At 44.7% G+C, this 24,097-nt stretch carries 21 protein-coding genes; 16 read left to right on the plus strand and 5 right to left on the minus strand.

All coding sequences use genetic code 11. The features are described from left to right. Positions 1–13 precede the first annotated feature (13 nt). The 3 genes from AC58U0_RS33150 to AC58U0_RS33160 all read right to left on the minus strand — a co-directional run bounded on the left by AC58U0_RS33150 (position 14) and on the right by AC58U0_RS33160 (position 2,651). Positions 14–1,306, minus strand: coding sequence for a TRAP transporter large permease (locus tag AC58U0_RS33150; protein ID WP_497383034.1), 1,293 nt, complete (start codon positions 1,304–1,306; stop codon positions 14–16). Continuing rightward, entirely contained in the window at positions 1,306–1,809 is a 504-nt protein-coding gene (locus AC58U0_RS33155; protein WP_497383035.1) for a TRAP transporter small permease, read from the minus strand. The genes AC58U0_RS33150 and AC58U0_RS33155 overlap by 1 nt, the downstream gene beginning before the upstream one ends. A 236-nt stretch (positions 1,810–2,045) precedes the next feature. Further along, entirely contained in the window at positions 2,046–2,651 is a 606-nt protein-coding gene (locus tag AC58U0_RS33160) for a LysE/ArgO family amino acid transporter (RefSeq protein ID WP_497383036.1), read from the minus strand. Between the two features lie 130 nt (positions 2,652–2,781). Between AC58U0_RS33160 and AC58U0_RS33165 the strand changes: the two genes are divergently transcribed. Together AC58U0_RS33165 and fosM are read left to right on the plus strand one after the other, a co-directional pair. Continuing rightward, entirely contained in the window at positions 2,782–4,239 is a 1,458-nt protein-coding gene (locus tag AC58U0_RS33165) for an aminotransferase-like domain-containing protein (RefSeq protein WP_497383037.1), read from the plus strand. Between the two features lie 16 nt (positions 4,240–4,255). Continuing rightward, positions 4,256–4,681, plus strand: coding sequence for a FosM family fosfomycin resistance protein (gene fosM, locus AC58U0_RS33170; RefSeq protein ID WP_497383038.1), 426 nt, complete (start codon positions 4,256–4,258; stop codon positions 4,679–4,681). Between the two features lie 122 nt (positions 4,682–4,803). Here the strand turns inward: fosM and AC58U0_RS33175 are convergent, their stop codons facing one another. After that, positions 4,804–5,148 (minus strand): DUF1904 family protein, encoded by a 345-nt coding sequence (locus tag AC58U0_RS33175; protein WP_057303209.1) that lies wholly within the window; start codon positions 5,146–5,148, stop codon positions 4,804–4,806. Between the two features lie 190 nt (positions 5,149–5,338). On the opposite strand from AC58U0_RS33175, the gene AC58U0_RS33180 reads away from it, so the two are divergent. Beyond that, positions 5,339–6,244, plus strand: a complete 906-nt coding sequence (locus AC58U0_RS33180; RefSeq protein ID WP_497383039.1) for an aminoglycoside phosphotransferase family protein — start codon at positions 5,339–5,341, stop codon at positions 6,242–6,244. Between the two features lie 100 nt (positions 6,245–6,344). On the opposite strand, the gene uraA is transcribed toward AC58U0_RS33180, so the two are convergent. Continuing rightward, positions 6,345–7,616 (minus strand): uracil permease, encoded by a 1,272-nt coding sequence (gene uraA, locus AC58U0_RS33185; RefSeq protein ID WP_497383040.1) that lies wholly within the window; start codon positions 7,614–7,616, stop codon positions 6,345–6,347. Positions 7,617–7,798: 182 nt separating this feature from the next. Between uraA and AC58U0_RS33190 the strand changes: the two genes are divergently transcribed. From AC58U0_RS33190 to AC58U0_RS33250, 13 genes are all read left to right on the plus strand, one after another. Further along, positions 7,799–9,154, plus strand: a complete 1,356-nt coding sequence (locus AC58U0_RS33190; RefSeq protein WP_497383041.1) for a TrkH family potassium uptake protein — start codon at positions 7,799–7,801, stop codon at positions 9,152–9,154. Between the two features lie 244 nt (positions 9,155–9,398). Further along, entirely contained in the window at positions 9,399–11,018 is a 1,620-nt protein-coding gene (locus AC58U0_RS33195; RefSeq protein ID WP_497383042.1) for an extracellular solute-binding protein, read from the plus strand. A 172-nt stretch (positions 11,019–11,190) separates the two neighbouring features. Next, positions 11,191–12,075: an ABC transporter permease gene (locus AC58U0_RS33200; RefSeq protein WP_497383066.1), complete on the plus strand. Its 885-nt coding sequence runs from the start codon at positions 11,191–11,193 to the stop codon at positions 12,073–12,075. Continuing rightward, the gene (locus AC58U0_RS33205; RefSeq protein ID WP_497383043.1) at positions 12,069–12,932 is read left to right on the plus strand and encodes a carbohydrate ABC transporter permease; all 864 of its coding nucleotides are present in this window, start codon (positions 12,069–12,071) and stop codon (positions 12,930–12,932) included. The genes AC58U0_RS33200 and AC58U0_RS33205 overlap by 7 nt, the downstream gene beginning before the upstream one ends. Positions 12,933–12,966: 34 nt before the next feature. Beyond that, complete coding sequence (locus AC58U0_RS33210; RefSeq protein WP_497383044.1) at positions 12,967–15,237, plus strand: helix-turn-helix domain-containing protein; 2,271 nt, start codon at positions 12,967–12,969, stop codon at positions 15,235–15,237. 34 nt (positions 15,238–15,271) lie between these two features. Beyond that, positions 15,272–16,282, plus strand: coding sequence for a zinc-dependent alcohol dehydrogenase (locus tag AC58U0_RS33215; protein WP_497383045.1), 1,011 nt, complete (start codon positions 15,272–15,274; stop codon positions 16,280–16,282). 108 nt (positions 16,283–16,390) lie between these two features. After that, positions 16,391–19,639 (plus strand): hypothetical protein, encoded by a 3,249-nt coding sequence (locus AC58U0_RS33220; protein WP_497383046.1) that lies wholly within the window; start codon positions 16,391–16,393, stop codon positions 19,637–19,639. Between the two features lie 16 nt (positions 19,640–19,655). Then, positions 19,656–20,420: an endonuclease/exonuclease/phosphatase family protein gene (locus AC58U0_RS33225; RefSeq protein ID WP_497383047.1), complete on the plus strand. Its 765-nt coding sequence runs from the start codon at positions 19,656–19,658 to the stop codon at positions 20,418–20,420. 543 nt (positions 20,421–20,963) lie between these two features. Further along, the gene (locus tag AC58U0_RS33230; RefSeq protein ID WP_497383048.1) at positions 20,964–21,209 is read left to right on the plus strand and encodes a helix-hairpin-helix domain-containing protein; all 246 of its coding nucleotides are present in this window, start codon (positions 20,964–20,966) and stop codon (positions 21,207–21,209) included. Positions 21,210–21,282: 73 nt separating this feature from the next. Then, on the plus strand, positions 21,283–21,441 hold the full coding sequence (locus AC58U0_RS33235; RefSeq protein WP_497383068.1) for a hypothetical protein: 159 nt from the start codon (positions 21,283–21,285) through the stop codon (positions 21,439–21,441). 126 nt (positions 21,442–21,567) lie between these two features. Then, complete coding sequence (locus AC58U0_RS33240) at positions 21,568–22,227, plus strand: DUF2238 domain-containing protein (RefSeq protein ID WP_497383049.1); 660 nt, start codon at positions 21,568–21,570, stop codon at positions 22,225–22,227. Between the two features lie 186 nt (positions 22,228–22,413). After that, complete coding sequence (locus AC58U0_RS33245) at positions 22,414–23,589, plus strand: MFS transporter (RefSeq protein WP_497383050.1); 1,176 nt, start codon at positions 22,414–22,416, stop codon at positions 23,587–23,589. Positions 23,590–23,731: 142 nt separating this feature from the next. Further along, entirely contained in the window at positions 23,732–24,058 is a 327-nt protein-coding gene (locus tag AC58U0_RS33250; protein ID WP_057303243.1) for an L-rhamnose mutarotase, read from the plus strand. Positions 24,059–24,097 lie beyond the last annotated feature (39 nt).

A 24,097-nucleotide genomic window follows, 5' to 3' on the forward strand; every position in this document is an offset into this window, starting at 1 on the left:
TTGCGTTGTTTCCTTATTTCATTAAGTTAGGAAGCCACATGACAAGACCAGGTATATAGGTAAGGATCATGAGCACGACGCACATGACATAAAAGAACGGCATCATGGCTTTGGTGCCTTCAGAAATCGAAATATTTCCAATTGCAGAGCCTACGAAGAGGACGGTTCCGACAGGGGGTGTTAGCAGTCCAATGCCTAAGTTTAACATCATAATGATGCCGAAGTGAACAGGATCCATGCCAAGGGCCGTTACGACCGGAAGTAAAATAGGCGTCATGATTAAGATGAGCGGAGCCATATCCATCGGTGCGCCTAGCAAGAGCAGTAAGACGTTAATGATCAGCAAAATAACAATGGGGCTGTCCGTGATGCCCAGCATCCAATCTGTTAACATGCCGGGAACTTTGAGAAAGGCCAGTACCCAGCTGAACGAAGCGGAGGCAGCGATCAGGAAGAGCACCATCGCTACAGTTCGAAAAGTACGTTGGAGAATAATCCACATCCGGCTTATGGGAATATCTCGATACACTAGAAAGGTGAGAATAAAGGCATATAGACAAGCTAGTGCGCCGCTTTCTGTTGCCGTAAACCATCCCGTGAATATACCACCTAGAATGATGACAGCTGTCAAAAGGGAAAGCAGGCCATCGCGTACAATCTTTGGAATTTCTCGCACGGGAACAGCTTCGCTCTTCGTATAACCGCGCTTGATGGCGATGATATAACTCGTGATCATAAGCGATACACATAGAATCAAGCCCGGGACTATGCCCGCTAGGAAAAGCGATGCGATAGAGATTCCACCGCCAGCCGCTAGGGAATAAAGCACGAGGTTGTGGCTTGGCGGCACAACAACGCCTTGAATGGCGGCAGAGACTGTAACGCCAACTGCGTAATCGGTGTCATAGCCCTTCTTTTTCATCATCGGAATCATGACAGAGCCAATAGAGGAGACGTCGGCGATGGCTGATCCGGAGATGTTCCCGAAGAACATACAGGCGACGCAGTTGACCATGGCTAAGCCTCCGCGTATGCCTCCGACGAGAACTTGAGCGAGATTAATGAGGCGCAGTGCCATCTGGCCTTCACTCATAATTTGCCCGGCAAGAATAAAGAACGGGATGGTCAGGAGGGAGTAAGAGTTCATCCCTTGAATCATCGTTTGACCGACGGTTGCGAGCGGGACTTTCAGGTAAAGTAAGGTGAGCAGGGAAGAACCTGCTAAAGCGAGTGAGATCGGAAAGCGGAGCACGATCAGACCAACGAAGGTGATAGTAAGGATAAGAATAGCGATGGTCGGATCCATTATTCGGGACCTCCTTCTTTTATATGTTGATGACGCTTCGTTTCGATACCAAACAACTGCAAGAGCGCATAGGCACAGGTCATGACGCCGGTTATCGGCATGATGACATACAGCGTGCTGTTAGGCAGGCCTGTCGCCGGTAATTCGGATTCATTCATGATAACGGTGAAGTCCCATCCAAAATACACGAGATAGGCACCAAAGGCGAGAATAACAAGCTCGATGATTTTATCAAGAGCTTTATTGATGGTGGCTGGAAGCTTGTGGGTGAAGGAATCAATGCCCAAATGCAGCTTCTCACGAAAGCCAATCGCAATGCCCATGAAGGAAAACCAGACAAGAAGCAGCATGGTCACTTCCTCCGACCAGAAGAATACGAAGTTAAACAACTTACGGGTCATGACCTGTGCGGTGACGATGATGATCATACTAAGCAAGCCGATGAGGGCGGCGGACTCGATAAATGAATCGATACCGAGAGCAATTTTTCGAATTATTCTCATCGTAATAGAGACCTCCTCTCTAATTTTGTAAGTGCTTTCATTAACGTACCTTAAGTATAGCGCTCCTTTCTACCCACAGGTATGCCATAGTTTTTAGTTTTTTTTGTAGTTTTTTTAGATATTTGGTTGGAATGAAACAAATAATGAGCAGGTGTCGGAGGACAACCTGCTCATTAAATCTTTCTGCCGAGAATGTGGATTCATTCATCCAGTGTTCAACGGTTCCTCCACTCCTTCTATAAGAATTGCATGCCCATATAGACAGCAACAGCCCATATCATACAAGCAGAAACCTTGTTTAATTTGGTAATGAATTGGCCTCTAGGATCACGCTTACCCACTAGGCATCCTGCGAACGCTAAGCCGAAGAACCAGAACCAGGAAACTAGAATAACGCAGACAGTGAACACCCATTTTTCTCCGCCAACATATTGTAAGGAATTTGTACCTATAACTCCTATCGTATCCAGTATTGCGTGGGGATTCATTAAGGAGACGGATGCTGCAAACAGGATTTGTTTTTTTGGTTCATGTTCCCGTTGTGAGGTCACCGAACCTGGTTTACTTTTCCAGAGTACCCACCCTATATATAATAGGAAAAATAATCCAAATCCATAGAGCGCTGCTTGAAGCCAAGCGAAGGTTAATACGACGAAAGAAACGCCTAAGACTGCCAATAAAATAAGGATCGTGTCACAAACCGACGCCGTGATGATGACAGGCAGTGCTTTAAGGTAAGAGGGCCCGCGGGCACCTTGGTTGAATACGAAAACATTTTGTACCCCTACAGGCAGAATGAGTCCAAAACCCAAAATAACCCCATGTAAAACAGTTTCCAGCAAAATGATCTCTCCCATCACAAAGACTATTCTTCCCTAGTATAGAGCAAATCTAATGGATGTCTCCCTCCAAATGGATGGTGTATTACCCAACCAAATGTTATATTTGAACTTGTTAGGAGAGGATCATAGCATGGACTGGAAACCGGATATATCGTCGGAAACCCCTTTATATAGTCAGATTAAAGATTTTATTAAAAATAAAATATCGCTAGGCGAATGGGCGGTTGGGACCAAAATTCCCTCGCAGCGTGCGCTGGCTGAACGCTTTAACGTCAATCGAAGCACGGTTGTCACAGCCCTGAGCGATTTGATTGCCGAGGGGTTGCTAGAGGGCAACACCAAAGGGGGAACTAGAGTCATCAATAACTCTTGGAACCTTTTAGCTGCTTCGCCTCCCCCAGACTGGAGCTCTTATGTGCAAGCTGGCACTTACTATCCAAATCAGCCTGCCATACAGCACATTAATCGTGCGGAATTTCAAGATGGCATTATCCGGTTGGGGACTGGAGAGCTTTCACCTGAGCTACTTCCTTCTGAGCAAATGAAACAAATTTTTGAAGATCGTTCTGTGAATCCTTTCACTTTGGGCTATGAAGAACCTAAGGGAAATCAGTATTTGCGGGAACAGGTAGCCGCGTACATGCATGGAATTGGCGTTCATACCTCGCCCTCCAACATCCTTATCGTATCTGGCTCACTCCAAGCGTTACAGCTAATATCCATCGGACTACTGCAGCGTGGTTCTTCCATCCTTTTGGAAAAGCCATCCTATCTGTATTCGGTCCATGTGTTTCAATCTAGTGCAATTAAGCTTGTTGGCCTACCCATGGATGAAGAAGGTATTCAGACGAATCTGATTAGCCGTTACAAAGAAGGCTATAACGCTTCGTTGCTGTATACCATTCCTACTTTTCATAATCCTACGAGCACGTTGATGTCAGAGCCAAGACGTCAAGAGCTGATGAGAATCTGCGCGGATGAAGGACTTCCAATCATTGAGGACGATGCCTATAGGGAGCTTTGGTTCGATACTCCGCCTCCACTGCCTTTAAAAGCTAGGGATCCCAATGCATTAGTCCTCTATTTGGGGAGTTTGTCAAAGACCTTAAGTCCAGGACTAAGAATTGGTTGGGTGGTCGCCCCAGAGCCTGTTATTGAACGTTTGGCTGATATCAAAATGCAGAACGATTACGGTTCGAGCTCGGTATCCCAATGGGCAGCAGCCGAATGGCTTTGTAGAGGGTTATATCAAGAGCATCTTGTCTTTGTCAGAGACCAACTTAAGAGAAGACGCGATCTAACTATTCGGTTGTTGAAAACCAATTTTACGGAGATTGCTTCATGGTCAGTGCCGTCAGGCGGTTTCTACATTTGGGTTCGCCTCACCGTGAGTGTGTCCATGCAAATGCTGTTCGAGCGTGCTTTGAAAGCAGGGATATTGCTGAACCCGGGTTCGATTTATGATAGAAATGCGGGAAGTTACTTGCGTATTTCTTACGCCTATGCCAAGCATCATGAGCTTGAATGGGGGATTGTGCATTTGGCTGAGATGATTAAAGAGTTAGCTGGGGGTAGTAAAAATAAATAAATCACGAGGTGATTGGATGCCGATAAAAGGTTTGAATCATTTATTATTTTCGGTTTCTAATTTAGAGAATTCGATTTCGTTTTATCAACAAGTTTTTGATGCAAAGCTGTTGGTTAAAGGAAGAAGTACGGCCTATTTTGATCTAAATGGCATGTGGCTTGCCCTGAATGTAGAACGAGATATTCCACGTAATGAAATAAACCATTCCTACACACACATTGCTTTTTCAATTGAAGAAGCCGACTTTGAGGATCTTTATGAGAAATTAAAGAAACTGCACGTTAACATCCTACCAGGTCGTCCAAGAGACGAGAAAGATAAGAGGTCAATTTACTTCATAGACCCAGACGGTCATAAATTCGAATTTCATACAGGCACCTTACAGGACAGATTAGATTATTATAAACAGGAAAAAACACATATGGCGTTTAACGATGAATAATCGGCTTCATGAGATGTTCCGCGGCTACGAAATGACTTAGGCCGTTAGTGGATGTGCTAAATAGAGAAAAGGCACGCTAAAAGCGTGCCTTTTCTTGTTTTTTCTTTTTTCACTCCATTAAGTCATGTAATTAAAAAAGGTTCTGAATGATTGGATACTAATGGTTGTCCTTCTTTATAGTACAAATGAGGAGAAAGTAGGATAAAAAAGATATGAACATCGCGAAAGCCATGCTCACATAAAATCGTATAGAGTTCTTTAACAATGCTATCATGCAATTCCTGATCTCTAGGGAACATATATATTTCTAAGGATAGGGGAGAATTATTTAATTGTTCCACAAGAAGAAGTTCAATTTTTATTTTCTCTTGCACAACGCCAGTTAACTTTGAAAATTGTAGAATGATGGTACTTGAAATCGAAGAAATGAAATCCTTTTGAAAACCTTTAAATCTGAGAAAAGGCATATGGGTTCCTTCTTTGCAAAATGGTTAGCGAATTTATTTATTTTAATAAAAAATTCACATAAAAACAAATCCTATATTAGATGAAACCATTCTCATATGTAGATAAGTACCTAATCTGAACGATATATCTTATAATGAGATCATTGTACTTTCAATTGATTGACATTTGACTATTGTGGGGGTAAAGACAATGAACAGCTTACCAAAACAATTCGTTCAAACAATAAGAGACGTCCATAAGGATAAAGCTGATGAATGGTTGAGAAATTTTGACAAGCTTATTTGTGATTGTGAAAAGCGTTGGCAAATGAAAATGATGTCCCCGTTTGATTTATCCTTTAATTTTGTGGCTCCTGCCATACGGGAAGACGGAACTGAAGTTGTGATAAAACTCGTCATTCCAGGTGATGAATTTGTATCTGAAGTCGAAACCCTTAAACTTTATGATGGGAATGGAATTGTTAAAATCATTGATGTAGATATCGCAAAAGGGATTCTTATTCTTGAACGATTGATTCCTGGGCAAACACTTGCCTCATTAGAAAATGAGGAGGAAGCTGCGCATATAGCCTCTCAAGTAATGAAGAAATTGTGGATTCCTGCTCCTTCTAATTCATCAAGCATTCCAACAACAATGCATATGGAAGAGAAATTAATCAATATTTATAAGAGAAATACAGAAGGTCTCGGTCCAATAACAAAGGAAATACTGCAAGAAGCAGTGGAGACTTATAGATCAATGAATGCTATGCCGGATAAACCATTTTTGCTTCATGGTGATTTACATCATTACAATATTTTAATGGCTGCTAGAGAACCTTGGTTAGCGATTGATCCTAAAGGGTTGATTGGAGACAGAGAATACGATGTTATTCAATATTTGTTAAATAAATTGCCTATTGGAGATTCAACACATGTTATTGAGAAGCGAATTGATATTTTTGTAAAAGAGTTGAACTTAGACAAAAAAAGAATGTTGTCGTGGGGGTTTGCACATTCTGTTCTAGCAACATGTTGGACCGTTCAGGAGGATGGTAGTTATAGCAAGCCTTTTATTGATGCCATCCATGTTTTTAAGAGCTTGAAGCAGATATAGCGAAGACTGTACGGTTTTTAATTTAGTATCATATTCTAAAAAATGGCTATCCCTCGGGTCTGTTAAGACTTTAGGGATAGCCATTCTTTATACCAGTTGATTATTTGTCGTTAGAAAGCTTGAGAACCTCCAGCAGCTTAAAGAACAAGCTGAGAAGAATGGCAACTATGGTGGCTAGAGCCATACCTTTCAGTTCAAAATGTTCTAGTTTCAGCGTTGCTCCGCTAAGTCCAATAACAAGAACAACGGTTGTTAGTATCAGATTGACTGGTTTGGAATAATCGACTTTGGTTTCCACCAGCATGCGGATCCCCGAAGAGGCGATGATACCGAACAGCAGCAAGGAAACGCCGCCCATGACAGGAGTTGGAATAGTTTGAATCAACGCCGAGATTTTCCCGACAAAGGAAAGAACAATTGCCAAGATCGCTGCTCCTCCGATAACCCACACCGAATATACGCGGCTAATCGCCATGACACCGATGTTTTCACCGTAAGTTGTATTTGGTGTTGAGCCTACTAAGGATGACAGCATGGTAGAGATGCCATTTCCGAGTAAGGATCTGCTTAATCCAGGGTCTTTGGATAAATCTTTTCCTACCATATTCCCGGTTACAATCAAGTGGCCTATATGCTCCGCTATGACAACTAAAGCAGCAGGAGCGATGATTAAAATGCTCGCCAGATCGAATGTTGGGCTGTAGAAAGTAGGGAGTCTGAACCACTGAGCAGCTCCTAATGTTTCTCCAATATGCACCAAACCTAGCAATGCAGCGAGTAGGTAGCCTGCAACGATGGCTACCAAAATCGGGATGACCTTCAAAAGCCCACGAAAGACAATGGAACCTACGACTCCTACCAAAAGTGTAAAAATAGAGACCGATATAACGATAGGATCTGGAACCCAGGCTTCTTTTAAATTAGCCGGCGGAATAATACCTGCCATTGAGGCGGCTGTAGGTACCAACTCTAAACCGATAACGGCAACGATCGCTCCCATCGCAGCAGGTGGAAATACGACGTCAATCCAGCGTGTCCCCACGACACGAATCAACAACGCTATGATCGTAAAAATCAATCCGACGACCAGAAATCCGCCTAACGCCGAACTATATCCTTTGGAGGCGAGGACGGCGAAAACGGGAGAGAGGAAAGCGAAGCTTGACCCCAAGAATGCGGGGATCTTTCCTTTTGTAATGAAAATATAAAGCAAGGTGCCTATTCCGTTCATCAACAGAATAGTAGCTGGATCGACATGAAACAAAATAGGAACCAGCACGGTGGAGCCAAACATAGCAAATAAATGCTGTAAACTAAGGGGAATGCTTTCGCCTATGGAGGGGCGTTCATCTACTTGAATAATACGAGACACGGTGGGAACTCCCTTCTTAAACTTATCGTACGATATCTTACCATATTTGGAATGAAAAAAAGAAATAATTTTCAAAAATTCTATAAGACAATTTAGAGGCATGCCTCTTGTTCATGCTGTCTTTACTTTGTTATTGACAGATTATACAATAGTCGGATAATCATAAGTTCATGGAGTCCTATATGTTACCTCATTCCAAGAAAAAATTCCGTTGGAGTCCGCCGCAAGTTATGGCGATCGGATTCTTAGTGATCATCCTAATTGGCGCCGTACTACTGTGGTTGCCAATCTCCTATGTTGGCGTAGGCAGATTATCATTTATTGACGCCTTATTTATGGCGACTTCCGCTACATGTGTTACCGGGCTGTCCGTGATCAATACAGGAGCACATTTATCGGCCTTTGGGGAGATTGTTCTTATTTTGCTAGTCCAAATTGGCGGTCTCGGCTTCATGACGATGTCCACACTCATTGCACTCGTACTCCGCCGCCGTATTTCTTTTCAGGAACGTCTCATCTTACAGGAAGCGATGAACCACCATTCAACAGAAGGTATAGTCCGTCTTATTCGTAAGGTGTTGATCTACGCGCTATATATTGAACTGGCAGGCGCGCTGTTATTCGCACTTCGCTGGTCATTTGAAATGCCAATCGGCCAAGCGTTGTACTTCGGCATTTTTCATAGCATCTCGATATTCAACAACGCGGGATTTGATCTGTTTGGCGGTATACCTAATAGAATGGGAAGTCTCATGCATTATGTAGAGGACCCGTACATGAACATCGTCTCGATGTTACTTATCATTTTAGGCGGAATCGGCTTTATCGTTATCTCCGACCTGCTTACATTCCCTAAGAATAGAAAACTAACGCTGCACAGCAAGGTTGTCTTAACTGCATCCGCCGCTCTGATAGTGGTAGGAACACTGGTCGTCTTTGTGTTTGAGTTCACCAATTCCCTCACGCTTCAGCCATTGTCTACCATAGGCAAAACGCTCAGTGCGATGCTGCAATCCGTGTCATCACGTTCAGCGGGAGTGAACACGGTCGATATTGCCTCGATGAGGCAAGCTACACAGTTTTTTATCATTATCATGATGTTTATTGGAGCCGCGCCCGGTTCTTCCGGTGGGGGGATTAAGGTGACTACCTTCGTAATCCTCGTCGGAGCGGTTTATGCAATGGTTCGAGGCAGGGAAGAAATTGTACTATTCCACCGAAGAATTTCGAAGGATCGGATTTATAAAGCTATTACATTTACTTTGCTCTCTTTTATCTTAATTGTACTTTCGACAATGATCCTTTCGATCACCGAGAACTTCCATTTCTTAGGTATTTTGTTCGAGGTTACTTCGGCGTATGCTACCGCAGGAATGTCGATTGGATTAACGTCTCAGCTCTCGGGATTCGGTAAGGTGTTTATCATTATTTTAATGTTTGTAGGACGTCTTGGTCCCGTCACATTGGCTTATACCTTGTCACCATTACCGAAAAAAGAACCGTATCGTTACCCGGAGGGGAAGATCACAATCGGCTGATAATAGAGGTGCTGCGATTCCTCATTCTTCACGAATTTCTACCTCTTTATCATTCTCTACACGCAGGAAAACCTTGATATGACAAGGTTTTTTTTGTTTTTCAAGGAAATCCCGAGAAAAATATAAGTCGGTGGAAATCGTTTTATTTACGAAAGTTGGAAGCGCTTTTAATATAAAAAGGGAAGCTGACGCGCTTACAAGTAAATACCAAAAGCGTAAATGCAAATAAAAGGGAGGAACGCAAATGACAAGAAAGCCGATCCGCATCATTACCGTATTATCAACGATCATTATGATTCTGGCTGCTTGCAGTGGAAAGGCCGACGTAAACAAGGATGCAGGTGCAGTCGGCAATGCGACGAGCACACCTGTAAGCTCGCCCACGGCAGCGGCCCATCCTAACGGCGATATCGGAGGATTAAAGCTTCCTTTGGTGGACAAACCAACGACGCTGACTTGGATGCTGCCGAGCAATTCATCCAATATTAAAGAAGATCGGCTGGTTGTTCAGGAAATATTAAAGCGTACAGGCATTAAAGTCGAGTTCCAGACGTATTCACCTCAAACTTATCAAGATAAGCTTAAGGTTGTTGTCGCCTCAGGCAAGCTGCCGGACATTTTCAGCGGGCTCAAGCCGGCGGAATTAAAGAAAATTGGTAAACAAAAAGGTGTAGTTGCCATCAATGATTACACGGACCAGCTTCCGAATTTCAAAAAATTATATGTGGAAGAAAACAATTGGGTCATAAAATCTTACGGCGATGAAAACGGTAAGCTGTACACGTGGCCTATATTTAACCTGAATCGGGATGTCAATCACGGTTTTATGTTTAGAAAAGATGTTTTTGACAAATTAGGCATAAAAGAATGGACGAATACGGAAGAGTTTTATCAAGCTCTCAAAAAACTGAAAGAAGCTTATCCGGACTCCTACCCGTATGCCTCGAAAGGCCTTGCCAATATTTTTAGAGACTGGTCGTTCGGCTGGGGCTTAGGCAACGTAGATACGTATCCTTCTTATTATGACGAGAAGGATAAAACTTGGAAGTATGCGAGCGTTCAGCCCGAGCACAAAGAAATGCTGGATTTCATGAAGAAATTATACAACGAAGGCTTGATGGACCCTGAGTTTTTGACGGATACACAGGATTCGTGGACAACGAAGATGACCACCGGCAAATCTTTTGTTACTTGGGATTGGATTGGACGTTTGGATTTATTCTATAACCAAATTAAGGACAAAAATCCCGACTATAATCTGCGTTATGCCAATCCGATAGGACCGACGGGCAATGTAAGAACACTGCCTAAAGTATCTGATTTTAGCGTGACAGTCTCCAACAATAAAAACAAAGAAGCAGCTCTTAAACTGCTTGATTACTTGACGAGCCCGTCCGGCGGCGAATTGATGACGATTGGGGTCGAGGGTGTGAATTTTGAGTGGGGCAAAGATGGAGTCCCTGTCTATCCGCAACTGAAGGATTTGCCTCTGGTTGACATCAGCGTACTGGAAGACCGTTATGCGATGTGGTTAGAGGGAGCCTACTTGCGACCGGATCGACGCAGTGTGTATTACAAATTTTCTGAGAAAGAACGAGAAGCTCAAGATAAGATTCTGAAAGGGAAAAAGTTTGAGCCCGTCGATCCTATTTTAAACTTCACAGATGAAGAAATATCGACCCTAGCTCAACTGCAAACCACGCTGCAAAAAGCAGCCGAAGAATTTAACGCCAAGTATATCCTTGATAAAAAATACGGGGATAGCCAATGGGAAGAATGGAAAAAAACGATTGCGAAAAAAGGACTGGATGCGTATATCAAAGTCTACAACGACGCTCAAAAACGGTATGATGCAGCCAAATAAGAGATCAAGCAGCTAGAGATGGTGAGCCGGGCGTTCAGAAGTTAGTTTCTGGGTGCCCTTCATCGGTAAAGGAGGGGATGGAACCGTGCAGCAACCAATCGCAGATGCTTCGGCAGCATCATCGAAAAAACACCCAAAGACACAATCCCGATTATCGGCCGCATTTAAGCATATGAGACGGGATCGACAGCTGCTAATACTCTTCATTCCGTGTATAATCTTCTACGTTTTATTCCGTTACGGACCCTTATACGGGTTAATTATAGCCTTTAAGGATTACAGCGTCTTCTCGGGTGTGCTGGGCAGTGAGTGGGTCGGGCTGAAGCATTTTATCCAATTTTTCACCAATCAAGATTTCTGGATATTATTCAGAAACACACTATTGTTAGGTTTTTATACGCTGATATTTGGCTTTCCTTTTCCGATAATATTGGCCATTTTGCTGAATGAGGTCAGATTGCAGTGGTTCAAGAAATCGGTTCAAACGTTAAGCTATCTTCCTGCTTTCTTATCCGTCGTCATTATCAGCAGTATGATCATCGATTTTCTCTCACCTACCAATGGGTTATTCAATCAACTTCTTTCTGCTGTCGGCTTTGAAAAAAAGTATTTTCTGATTGATCCCGACTGGTTCCGACCGATCTACGTAGTGTCTGAAATATGGGGCACGATGGGCTATGAAGCGATTATTTATTTAGCAGCGATAGCAGGAATAAGCCCGACGCTGTATGAAGCGGCGAGAGTCGACGGAGCAAGCAGATTCCGGATGATTTGGTATATTACTATTCCTGGACTGCTGCCAACCTTACTTGTGATGTTTATTTTAAAGACGGGATCGATGATTCGGATCGGTTATGAAAAAGTATTGCTTTTATACAATCCGATGACCTATGACGTTGCCGATGTTTTTTCCACGTATGTATACAGAAAAGGTTTATTGGAATCAAACTACAGCTATGCGGCTGCGGTTGGCATGTTCGAAGCGGTAGTAGCCATGATTATGCTGCTGGGTGCCAATTATTTGAGCAAAAGGATCGGGGGGAACGGGCTATGGTAGGACAACGCAGACTGTCTGTCTTCGGCATTGTGAATGGAATCCTATTGATCTGTGCAGCCATAGCGACTCTGTATCCTGTTCTGTACATGATAGCAGTCTCTTTAAGTGAGACCTCATCCGTCATACAAGGAAAAGTCTTTTTATTTCCCAAAGGAATCAATCTGGGTGCCTACATGGAAGTGCTGAAAAACGATAAAATTCCAAGAGCATATTTGAATTCGATTTATTATACGGCGCTTGGGACGTTCATTAATTTGCTGTTTACTTCGATTGCTGCTTACCCGCTTTCACAGCGAACATTTTTCGGACGCAAGTTTTTTATGCTGGCCATTGTGATGACGATGTTCTTTAACGCTGGTATTATTCCAACTTATATGGTCGTACAGCAGTTGGGACTTTTGGACACAGTATGGGCGATTGTGCTGCCGAATGCGATATGGACGATGGAATTGATTATTCTGAAAAGCTTTTACGAAAACATGTCCAGCCAAATTAGGGAGGCTGCGGTCATAGACGGCGCTTCTGAATACCGCATCTTGTTCAGTATCGTCATCCCGCTATCCAAGCCGGCCCTTGCTTCCATCGGATTATTCTATTTCATGGGACATTGGAACAGCTTCTTCCTCCCGATGATTTATTTAAGCGATAAAGATATGTACCCCTTGCAGGTTGTACTCAGGGATATGCTTATCTTCAATGCTGAAAATGATGCCGCCCTTGTCGATCGGGCCGCCTTGGCGCCGCAAGCGATGAAAAATGCCACGATTGTATTGTCAATGATTCCAGTCTTAGTAATTTACCCATTTGCTCAAAAGTATTTCGCGAAAGGGGTGATGCTTGGTTCCGAGAAGGGTTAAATAGACAAATGTGGAATATTAGTTGGAGACAAAGGTGAGAGATAATGAGGTGACACCAATGAACCGATTAATGGCTAACAGAGGCTTGCTGCAAATCTTTTTCGCATTATTGCTAGTCATTGTGATCATGTTTGTATCCAACTATGTTGTCTATAAAAATTCCATTTCCGGGATCTATGAGAAAGTGACGCAAAATAATCGGTTAGCTATCAAAAATATTATTCAATCGTTTGACAGCAGCTTTACGAACGTTAACAATCTCATGTTTAGCATCCAAGGACTGCCGTACGACAATCTTGAATCAGCTGAAGACAAGCACATCGATATGACAAAGGCATACACGATGCAGGAAAACATCTCCAGGCTGGCCTCTTCCGTGGATTATATCGAAGATGTGATCGTATTTTACAACAACATTGAATTAGCCGTTACGGCTAAAGGCACCAGTGATTTGAAGATTCTTTTTGAAAAAAAGTACAAACACGAAAGCTGGAATTATGAGTATTGGCGGGCGTTTGCCAAATCCAAGCATGCGTTAACTTTTTTTCCGGTGGAAGACTTTTCCGTTTCAAATGACGGTTTAACGAACAGAAAACAGCGCTTAATGGTGGCTATGGACGGCAATAAAGTCCGAATGTCCGATAAGAATGTCATGGTTCTGCTGAATGCAGACAAACTGCTGAAGAAAATCGATCTCAGCGCGATGATTCCGGGAGCTTCCTTGATCGTTCTCGATGCTAACCGCAATATGATTTTCAGCACGGACAAGGAATGGAATCTGGATAAGGTGTTAAACGATGTTTATTTTAATCCGTCACAGGAAGGTTCTTTAACTCGCGAGAATTTCGAATATAACTTCTATAGGTCGGAGTACAACGATTACATTTATATCAATAAAGTTCCGTATCAATTCCAAAATATTAATTCGGTTGCAACCGCCAATCACATGATTATGATCAGCGCGATCATCAGTGCCGTTCTGCTTTCCGCCTTTCTTAGCATCTACTTGTACCGTCCGGTCAAAGATATACTCAAATTGCTTGGCGGCGGGCATGTAAAGGGGAACGATTTTCGGAAAATATACAGCGGCATTGTCAGCGTGCAGGCGGAAAATGAATCGCTCAAAAAACAAATGGACTTTGTTGATTCTGAGATGCGCAGAGGTATTTTTCTGCAAATGCTGGATGGTTTTTCACATGGTCAGGAATACGACATACAAATGCAAAAGTATTATTCCGATTTTTTCCGGAAGCGTCAGTTTGTTATGGCTGTCCTGCACGTAAAACGTCTCGAGGAGTACGATCAACCCCTTCTGAGGATTGAGGAAATGACAGATATCTTGAGCAGCGGATTGAGCAGCAAGGTAGATCACTCTGTTGTATTTCATGCAGGCAGTATGCAGTTTCTGGCTCTCATAGGTATCGAGCAGGCCTCCGAACGGAAGACGGTTATGGATGCTCTTGAGTCTTTGGTAAATCGTGCTATGAAAGAAGAGCTGAAAGGGTACTCAGTTTGGGGGTGCGTCAGCAAATTGTACGATTCAAAAGTTAGTCATTGCAATGAAGCCTACCAAGACCTTACGAACGGCATGCTTTACCGGAATGTTAATATGCCTCGGACAATTGTCGACATGGAGGCCATTCGCTACGTCTCGGATATTTATTTTCCTTTTGAGAAGATTGAGAAGCTGTCTCATACGTTGTTAAGCGGAAAAGCAGACGATGGCATCCGAATTGTTGCAGAGATTATTCAGGAAAATAAGGATCGGAATGTCCATTACCATCAGCTTGCGCATATTGCCAAGTGCATATTTTTCTACCTTTCCAAGCAGGTCGAGGATTCTTCCGGAAATAAGGATTTTTGTAAATTGGAAATGGACTTTTGTTGGAAGGTGGATAACGCTTTTGGTTATGGCGAAATCCAGAACGCGCTTATAGAGGTGGTCCGATTCATCGCCAACAAGCGGAATCATGATCAGAAGAGCAAGCTGAATCCAGAGTTCATTTCCCAATATATCGAGCTGCACTATATGGAGAACTTGTATCTAGATCATATGGCCGAAGTACTGAATACGAGTCCCAAATATTTCTCGAACTATTTTAAGAAAACGTTCGGCATCAATTATGTGGAGTATTTCAATAAGGTCAGATTGTCGCATGCAAAAGAATATTTGAAACATACGGAACTGAGTATCGCGGAGATCGGGGAAAAGACCGGGTATTTGAATTCATCCACGTTCACAACTACATTCAAAAAATATTGCGGCATCTCACCGAGTGAATATCGCAAGAAACCAGAAGATTAAATCTAGGAATTCGGATGGGAAGAGGAGAACCAGAATGAAGGCTGTTGCAGCTCTAAAAGGCAAGATTATGATTACAGACATTGACCTTGGCGTCCTACCCGATGGTCATGTGCGTATACGGACCGAGTACTCGGCGATTAGTCCCGGAACCGAAATAACGTATATCAAACGCGCTTCGGAGCAGCAGGGTTTGCTAGGTTACAGCGCCGTCGGCGTCATTGAACAGATAGGGGACAACGTGACCGGTTTGCAATTGGGCCAGAGAGTCGCTTGCTACGGGGCCCCTTATGTACGCCATGCAGAATGGCTGACTGTCCCGGCTAATTTAACCGCTGTTGTGCCAGACCATGTCCGTCCAGAGGACGCAGCATTTGCGGGGCTAGGCGCCATTGCCATTCATGCGCTGCGCACAGCGGATTTACGATTCGGGGAATCCACGGTTATCGTTGGATTAGGCATTTTGGGTCAGATGATCGCGCAAATTGCTTCTGCAGCGGGTTTTCAAGTAGCGGGAATTGATTTGAATGCCAGTCGCGTTGAGTTGTTCAAACAGCAGGGGAGCGGGCATGCTTTTGTGGATCAAGAGCAGTTAGAAGATAGGCTTGGACAACTGACTGGCGGTCATGGCGTCGATAGTGTGATCCTGTGTGCGAGTGGCCCCGGTGAAGTGCTGATTAACCGCTCACTCAAGTGGATCAGGGATAAAGGTAAGATCGTTATTGTCGGAGATTTATCGACTGAGTTTTCTAGAGGGCTTATGTTCGGCAAGGAAGCAGAGGTTCTAATTTCCAGAGCCGGCGGTCCCGGGAGGTACGATGTTCAATATGAGCTGGAAAACCGCGATTATCCGATTGGCTACGTGCGCTGGACAGAAGGCCGGAATATCGGCGAATATGTTCGTCTGCTGGCGGAGAAGCGAATCAAGGTAGAGCCGCTTATATCTGATATTTTCACTTTGGAGCGTGCGGAAGATGCTTACCGGAATTATGAGCAGCCAGGCAAAGTGATAGGAACACTGTTGAAATACGAAAAAATAAGCTATTGAGGAGTATTAGAACAATGAAGGAGGAAGAAGCATACGGGTTCCGATTTGATATGAAAACGCTTACAAATCAAGGAAGGTTATTTCTGATAACTCTAAGGAGGTTTTGTAATGCCAAACAATAAGTATCGTGTGTTCGTGCTCATGATGGTCCTATTAATCACTTTGACTAGTTGGGGTGCTGTTTTCGTTTCGGCTGAGGGCAGCCGACTTTCACAGAAAACTTACGGGACCCCGGAGGAGCTCCTAATTCCGAATAATTATACGGTTGCAGTATTCAACGGCACTGTAGGCCGAGAAGATGGACATTATGTGCTTTATGCGACGAGCAAAGGGAAACCGGGGCATCTTAATGTCATTGATCTGGAGGACTATAAGCTGTTGCGAAGCATACCAATCGGCCCTTCGGAGAGTTCCTGGGCGCATACTGTCGCCCCTGACGGAACCTTATTCCTAGCAGCTGATGGTGGCGGGGCCAGGCTTTGGAGCTACTCGCCGGTTACGCATACGCCAACGCAGGTAGCCCAATTCGATGGGCAATCCGTACCGAATAGTATTACAACGGATGAGCAGGGACGTGTTTACGTGGGGACATATCCCGGCGGAAAGGTATACCAGTATGACCCTGCCTCCAAAATGACCAAGGATTACGGCCGAGTCATTGGCGCAATGGATCAAGAATATGTACGTTCTATCGCGTACCAAGGCGGGAACGTTTATGCGGGAACCGCACATAAGCAAATTGTGAGGGTGAATTTGGCAACGGGTATGAAAACGAATATTGCCGCTTCCCTCAGCGTTAAGAATGATACGGTATATGACTTGGACACCATTGATGACCGATATTTGTTTGCCCGTTATACGGATGGCAGCGGGGTGCCGGGAGAAGCTTACATCTACGATACGCAGACAGAAGCTTGGCTGGACGTCCAATTGGAGAATGTGACGGGATTGCATGCCACGGACTCACTAGACGGAAAACTGTACTATATGTCAGATAAAAAGCTGAAGACCTTCGATCTCGCGACGCATGAAGTCGCGTTGACAGGAATGGAATATGGTTCAGGCTTACGCGGTGCGGATTGGGTGGAGATTCCGAATAACCCTGAACTGCCCGGCAAAACCTTGGTGACGGTACGTTATGACGGCGGCGTAACGTTAATGAATATCGAAACGAAGCAGGTTTATCTCAAACCGCCTGTTATACCAGGACTTCCTGGAGTTGTGAACCGACTCCAGAGCGTCTCTGAAACACAGTTGATCACGACTGGGTCACAGGCACGATCATCGCTTGTCAATCTGACAGATAATACGGCCAAGCCCTTCAGCATCGGTCAAGCGGATAGTGTATACCCTGTTGGAAATAAAGTATATATGGGGGTTTATCCGGAAGGCGCCCTGTATGCATACAACTTGGCAGCTGAACCGAGCGATTCAAATCCGAAACGTTTAGCTGTGTTAGGGGATGATCAAGAACGGCTTGTAAATATCACAGGCGGTCAGGGCAAGCTGTTTATTTCCACGATATCCGGTTATGGGACGTTAGGCGGTTCATTAACGGTACATGATTCGGCAACGGGGGAAACGAAAGTTCACCGCAACGTTGTCCAGAATCAAAGCGTACTCAGCACAGCTTACCTTAATGGCAAAATATATGGATCCACTACAATCCGGAACGGCCTTGGCTCCGAACCGACGGAAGAGGAAGCAAAAATCTTCGTATGGGATGTCGATAAGGAGCAAAAAATTGCTGAATTCCCTCTTCGGGTTCCCGGCTTGACGAAACCGATCTTCATCGGTGATCTGGCCGTCGGACCGGATGGCTTAATCTGGGGCGCATCTTACGAGTACATTTTTGCCATAGATCCCAATACGTACAACGTTGTAAAAAGTAAGAAAATCTATCCGAGTCTGAGCTTTAGCCAATGGGCTCATCATCCGCTTCGCTGGTCGGAGGACGGACTGCTCTACGTACTCTTTAATAACAAACTAACCGTTATCGATCCGCAAACGCTGGAGTTCCGCACGTTGGCGGACACATCAAGATTTGATCTGGGAATGGATGGGAACTTGTACTTTACCGATCAGGCGACCAATACAATTTTATACCGAATGAAGGTAGATGGGGAAATCGTGGAGGAGCCACCGGGCATCCCAGTTCCTGTCCGCAACGCAGGGTTGGAAGATAATGTGAATAATGGCGTCATTCCCGGCTGGACTTCCTTGTTCGCGACAGGAACAGATTACCGGTTTGAGATCAGCGGCGAGCGCAGCTTCTCTGGCTCCAAAAGCCTGAAGATCACGGATAAACTCCGGACAGCTTCCGTTGCCGTACAAAGTGACAAGATTCCGGTTAAACCTGGGGAAGAATACCAAGCGGGCGTCAATCTGTACATTGAGTCAGGTCAACCGGGATTCATGTTCCGCTTCTTTGATAAGAACAACGCGACGATCTCCACACTCGAAATCCATCTGGACGAATCCAGATTAGCCCAATGGCAGAAAGTGACTCTCAAAGGAAAGGCGCCGGCCAACGCAGCTTACGCTAGTCTAATCGCGGTAACGAGCCGTTATAATATTTCATCGGCGTATTATGATGATTTTTTCATTAGTGTCAAAGATTCAGTCCCGCCAATCTCAGTCGCAAGCATCAATCCGTCTCCGAACGAAAGCGGATGGATCAACAAGGATGCTGTCGTAACGATTGAAGCAAACCGTGCCTACACCATCACCTATTCGGCATTGGGGGCGCAGCAGATTGCTCAAACGACCGTAAAGGGATCATCACTCCAATTCCCGATATCTGCCGAAGGGGTTACGAGCGTGACGTATGCCGCTACGAACTTCTCAGGTATCAAGGAGACTCCACGAACGATGGATATCCGGATCGACAAAACGGCGCCGGTTATTGAATTCTCGGGCGAACGTTCGTATACTGTACAACAAGCGGTCTATATTGGCTGCACAGCTGCAGACGCATTATCCGGACTGGTTACGAATTCGTGTTCATCTTCACTCGTTGGGCAACCTGCCTATACGTTTGAACCTGGAAGCCACGATATTTCGGTGTCGGCCACAGACTTGGCAGGAAATACCAGTACTGCCACATTTACGTTTCAGGTTTCTGTGACATATGACGGGGTGTGTGGACTCATTCGTCAGTTTATAGCTGATGATCAGGGGATTGTAAGTGGGCTTTGCAGCAAGCTTCTGAATGCTCAGGAAGCGGAGAAGCGAGGAAATCTAAAGGCAAAGGAAGGCATGCTCCATGCTTTCTTTAACGAAGTGGAAGCCCAAAGCGGCAAAAAATTGACGACAGAACAAGCGCAAATTCTTACAAAGTTGGCAGGTCATTTGTAACTATTGGAGGAGAACAATGGATATAACGGTGATGACGTTTAACCTGAGGGTTAATGTCAAGCAGGATGGCGACAATGCATGGCCGAACCGTATCAATGAAGCGGCAGAGGCCATAAAAAAAGCAGGGGCAGCGATTGTTTGCACGCAGGAGGGAACGCACACTATGCTGCAGGATCTGCAAGCGCTGCTATCGGATTACGCCTGGCTCGGTGAAGGCCGTCAGGGAGGGAACGAAGACGAGCATTGCGCCATCTTCTATCATCGTGGTTTGCTGAAGCCAGTCGAGAGCGGGAACTTCGGTCTATCCGAATATCCTGAACGGCTCGGTTACATGAGCTGGAACGCTGGCTGTCCGCGAATATGCACCTGGGTACGGCTGAGGCAGCAAGACGGACAGGAGTGGTACGTGTTCAATACTCACTTGGACCATATGAGTGAGAAAGCTAGAACGAACGGCATCCAGCTTATTGTAGAACGAATCCGCACCATGGACGGCCGAGACGGGATTCCGACAATATTGACGGGTGACTTTAACTGCGGCCCAAGCAGCGATGTGATCGAATTTCTGACACAAGCGGGGCTTTGTAATGGTTATGGCGCGGACGATAATGTAGGCAGCACCTGGCATGACTTTAACGGCGGCGACACGGGAGAGCCGATAGATTACATTTTCGTGACTCCCGAAATTCAAATGAATTCAATCAACGTCGACCGAAGCGTGTACAACGGTCGCTATCCGTCAGACCATTATCCAGTCGTGGCGAGTGTGCGATTCAATTGAAATAAGACAAAGGGAAAGAACTCTGATGTTATTCATCAGGAGGGCTTTCTCTTTTGTTTGTTCATAACAAGGAGCTGCCGCTGTGACTAAGATGCGGATTTAGATAGGCAAGTTGCAAGTTGCCCAATTGTAGGGACTGAATGAATGAAATCCATATTCGCGGTTGAATGATGTTGCAAAAAGTACATTACCGATGCAAAAAAGCTGACATGATCAGAAAGCCTATATACGTAAATACAATTTATTTAATTTATTGTATTTATTACCATATATTGTACAAACTGCAACTTCAAGCTGCAAAATAGCCTTTAGGCGTGTACATTGTTGTAGAAAATACAACATAGGTAACTACTATAGCCCATTTGCCCTAACGGAAGCTGAATGAAACTTAAATCAAATTTTGAAAATCAGAAGATCGGATCAAGCAACTCGACATGGGAAAGTCGCGGCTCCCGTAACATCGACCATATTATGGTAGAGTAGTAAGATGGATTTTATTAGACAGCCCTATTCTTTTTTAATAGGAAAAAAGGAGATCAAAATATGCCAAAGAACAAAAACATTGAAATTAATCATGTGGAAATTAACGGTGACCAGAAATCTGACCTTCCGAGGTTAAGCAGTCCAGCACGTCGAGCGCTTGCTAGTGCTGGATACTTGCGGCTAGAGCAGTTCAGTAAGCTCACTGAGGCAGAGATCTTGAAGCTGCATGGTATGGGACCAAAGGCCTTGGATCAGATTCGCCAAGCCCTCGCCGCCAAGGGCCAATCGTTCGCCGATGGCTCTTGAAGTTATTCAGGTACATATTTGTTGTATAGAATCGGCATATTTATCCAAACTATGGTTGATGGAGGTGATCAATTTGAAAGATAAGTCCCAATCCAACCATAACGAGCCGACAATTGCACCGGGTATGAACACGCATGATCCACTTGAAAAAAAAGCGACCGATGAAGATGTTGAGAAGGGCGATGCTACTTCAGTGACTCGTTTATACTTGGATCGTACCCCAGAAGACTAAAGTCATTCATAAATCTCCCATTGGCCGAAATGGCTAACGGGATTTTGTTATATCCAGAAAAAAACAAGGCGGAAGAAAGGTTGACTTCTACATGATTAGCAGCCTGTGTAAAAGGAACGGACCAACATGCTGACCAACACCGACATACCATTTTCCCGCAATTGGCTTTTGCACTTGATGATTTTCGTGTTTGCTGTGTATTGGGGATTCACGGCTATCGCACCCACTGACCGGATTCAATGGCTTATGGAGAGCATACTTCCCGTTATCGTCGTGCTTGTTCTCGCTTTCACTTATAAAGTTTTCCGTTTCTCTAATGCTTCCTATTTACTCATGTTTATTTTTCTCTGCTTACATACCTATGGGGCTCATTATACCTATCAGGGAACACCTTTTGATATGTGGCTGAAGGCTTCGATTCAGTCCCAGAGAAGCTACTACGATCGGGTCGTTCATTTCACATTCGGTTTGTTCTGGGCATATCCATTCCGTGAATTGCTAACCCGAGCCGCCGCACAGCGTGGTTTTTGGTCATATGCCATTCCCGGGGCAGTCGTTTTTAGTTGCAGTGCCAGTTTCGAAATTATAGAGATGGTAGCTGCTTATGTAGCTGGGCAACATGGGGAGGAATATGTCGGACTTCAAGGTGATGTTTTTGATACTCAAAAAGACATGGGACTCGGATTAGCCGGAGCGGTTATTTCAATGGGCATACTTGCCTGGTATCTACACGGACATCATACGGATGATAATCCGTTTAAAGGCATTGAAAAGCAGCTCAAATAATCACATTGACGCTCCCTGTTTCACAACTTATGATGGGGATAACCATAATCTGAATGAAAGGAGAGACCTCACTATGATAGCTTTCGCACGACCTCCCTGCTAAGACGTAACCGCTAGTCCACCGCGAGCGCCCCCTGAATTGATTGAGCCCAATTAGCCAATCAGATTTAGGAAAGGAGCTCCTTCATGGACTATACAGCCAATCTCCCCAAACTATTTGCGCTCCGCTTCTTTTCCAGCCTTATCCCAGCCTACGTCATCGAGAGGCTTTTCTGGGAAGAGCGGGGTATGACCATTCAGATGGTCGTGTATACCGAAATTATTTACGCCCTGACAATCGTCCTTCTGGAGATTCCGACTGGCATTATGGCCGACAAGTGGGGCCGAAAAAGGATGCTAGTACTAAGCGCCCTCTTGGCGTGCAGCGAGTTTCTGATTCTACTGTTTGCGACGGAATTTTGGCACTTTGCCTGGGTCGTTTTCTTGGCGGGCGTAAGTAGATCAGCTAGCAGCGGCTCAGAAAATGCCTTGCTTTACGATTCCTTAAAGCTGCAAGGGAAGGCCTCTTCGTTCGAAAAGCAACTTGGCAGATTGAATGCCTGCGACTTCGTATCCGCGATACTTGCGGCTTTGTGCGGAAGCTTCCTCGCTAGTAAATACGGCCTTGAGCTGAACTATTGGATATCACTCGGCAGTACTATAATCGCTCTAGTCCTCTCATTGCTATTGATTGAGCCTGCTGTAGAAGACAGCACTTCTCACGAAGAAGTTATTCCTTTCAAGACATATGTCGCTGTGTCTCTGCGTTTTTTTCGAACGAATCCAAGTGTCACACTTGTGATGCTTTCAGCCATGGTGACAGGTGCTGCCATGGGCTACATTGAAGAATTCTGGCAATTGTACGTGAGCAGATTGGGTATGCCGGTTGTATACTTCGGCGTGTTTTCCGCCGCGATCATGCTGCTGCAGCTCCCTGGCAATTTGATTGCACACGTGCTGTTACGTTGGTTCAGCTATAAAGCGTTGATTTTCATGATTATGGTTGTATTCGCCGTCGGCTTCAGCTATGTTGCCATTAGTAAGGATTTCATCGGACTCACAGCGATGCTCTTCATTTGTTTGTTCTCTGGCGTGATGGAGCCGATCGCCACCGGCTACTTGCATCACCGGATCAATTCCTCCATGCGGGCAACGATCGATTCGTTCCAGTCGTTAGGGCAGAATCTAGTGCACACTCTCGCAGGTCTTGGCTTCGGCTACTTCGCTTCAAAGTATGACGTGTTCGGCGGCTATGGCTTTATTGCACTACTGTGCTGCGCTTTTCTCGTTTGGTTTATTGGAGCATCCCGTAAAATCGAATAATAAACACGGTGCAATAAGAGACGGCGGCCCTAATTGGCTGTCGTCTTTTCTGCATAAAAGCTTGGACGATGAATTTATTGACGGGAGGATGTTGTCGCGGTAAAGTACAATTGATTGAATGTTAATGGGAAAGGGTGACCGTATGACGAGTAGTGGGAAATTCGCTTGGACATGGACCATACGTGAAGAGGATTTAGAGGAATACGTGACTATGCATCTGGCTCCATGGCCGGAAATTATGGAAGAACACACGAAAGCCGGGATTAGGGATTACTCGATCTTTCAAAATGGCGCACAATTTTTTTATTGTTTCTTGTGCGATGATGTAGAAGCTGCTTTCGCTTATTTAGCAGAAAGCGAAGCTTGTAATCGATGGAATGCGATTACTTCGAAGATGGTCGTCGGATCCTTCGACTTCCGCGAAGCGGTGCCAATCCAACCGATGCGTGAAGTGTTTTATTTGAAATAGATAGAAGAAGAGCCATGGAAAGCAGCAGCTTCCCATGGC

The sequence above is a fragment of the Paenibacillus sp. J31P190 genome (assembly GCF_059692075.1).